The 1,953-nt window shown below is 43.3% G+C and carries 2 protein-coding genes; both read right to left on the reverse strand.

Annotation, left to right across the window (positions count from 1 at the left end; all coding sequences use genetic code 11):
- The coding region (locus ACEW8O_RS24115) for a UDP-N-acetylmuramoyl-L-alanyl-D-glutamate--2,6-diaminopimelate ligase (RefSeq protein ID WP_373497186.1) at positions 1-1,002 on the reverse strand (1,002 nt) is incomplete at its 3' end.
- A partial coding sequence (locus ACEW8O_RS24120) for a penicillin-binding transpeptidase domain-containing protein (RefSeq protein WP_373497187.1) occupies positions 1,003-1,953 on the reverse strand: 951 nt, incomplete at its 5' end.

A 1,953-nucleotide genomic window follows, 5' to 3' on the forward strand; every position in this document is an offset into this window, starting at 1 on the left:
CGATATCTTATCAAACCTACCCTGTGCACCCTGTACTTTGGATAATTGCATCAGGATTTCTTCCTCCTCTTCACCTAGAAGAACAGCAGTCGCAAACACCCCCAAGAGATTGTAGGCATTGAACTGCCCTATCATGCGGAACCATACCTGCCTGTTGTTGATTTCGAGTTCCAAACCTTCGAGGGTATTGGAAAGTATCTTGCCTTTGAAGTCTGCGGGATATTTAAGTCCAAAAGTCTGTGGTAAGGCTTTACAGTTTTGAAGCATGACAAGCCCCCTTTTATCATCTGCATTGACCAGGGCAAAAGCTTCTTTGGACAAGCCGTCAAACAACAGCTTTTTGGCCTTGATATATTCATCAAATGAACCATGGTAATCCAAATGGTCATGGCTGATATTCGTAAACAGTGCTCCGGCAAAATTCAAACCTGACGTCCGCTGCTGCACGATCGCATGGGAACTGGCCTCCATAAAACAATGGGTACAACCTGATGCCACCATTTGCTGCAGCAATTGCTGTATCTGTAATGAATCAGGTGTAGTATGTGTTGAGGGAATGGTCTTTTCATGTATTTTATTTTCCACAGTGGATAATAACCCTACATGGTATCCCATTTCCATAAACAACTGATAGAGAAGGGTGACAGTGGTGGTCTTACCATTGGTTCCTGTCACTGCCACCAACTTCAACTTTTCAGATGGATGTTCATAATAATTTGCCGCCATGATGCCCAAGGCTCTGGAAGAATCCAATACCTGTACATAGGTGACGCCGGCCTGAGTTTTTTCAGGCATTTGCTCGCATACAATGGCTACTGCTCCTTTTTCAAGGGCTTTGTTAATGAAAGCATGACCATCGGACTGCGTTCCTTTGATAGCAACAAAGACTACACCTTCCTCCACCTTTCTACTGTCAAAGACAATGGTCTTGATACCAATGCCCATGTCTCCAATTGTGGAGGTTAAGGATACTCTGTACAATATTTCCTGTAGTGCCTTCATTTATCCCAATACCAGATTGATTACATTGCCATTTCCCACTGCCGCACCGGGAGAAATAGATTGCCCTTTTACCCTACCTTTTCCTTGATAAACTACTCTCAAACCTTTGTTCTCCAACACATAAAGTGCATCCCTCAAAGACATCCCTGCAACATCAGGAACTGTTGGTGCATCTGTTTTATTGGCTCTCCAAAGTATCGCTTTATTCTGGGCAGACGATTTCACAAAACTGTCTGTAATTTCCCCGCTCACATGATTTGAAATTCCAAAACGGTTGCAGATCATCTGTAACTCATCCATTTTACCGGCCTGAATGAAAGGAAATCCTTCATTGGAGGTCGAAGCCAGATAAGTGTTTTCATTTACCCTGTTATTCAGTTCCAGATCCTGAGAATAGATTTTATCAGCAATCTCTTTGAATACCGGAGCAGAAATATCCCCACCATAAGCTGCAAACCCCTTAGGGCTATCGATCACTACAATGGCAGAATATTTAGGATTGTCCGCAGGGAAGTATCCTGCAAAGGAGGTATAATATCTTTGGGAATATCTCCCATCAATTAACTTCTGGGCAGTGCCGGTTTTGCCTGCTATTTTGTATTCTTTATTGTACACATTTTTGGCAGTGCCGTTTTTGACCACACCTTCCAATAGTTGCTGCATCTGTTGGATGGTTTTGCCGGATGCAATGCTTTTGCGCAATACTTCCGTTTGGTATCTTTTTTCAATTTGATTACCCCTGGCCACTGCCTGAACGATCATAGGTTTGACCATTTTGCCATTGTTGGCAACAGCATTATATAAGGTCAAAGTGTGCAAAGGCGTCAGTTTTGCCTCATAGCCAATGGACATCCAAGGAAGGGTTGTGCCGTACCAGTTTTTCTCTCCAGGCTTTTTGAAATAGGGAACCCCTTCACCTCTCAACTGAAAATCCATCGGTTTATCCAATCC

The organism is Aquiflexum sp., from assembly GCF_041749095.1.
GTDB lineage: Bacteria > Bacteroidota > Bacteroidia > Cytophagales > Cyclobacteriaceae > Aquiflexum.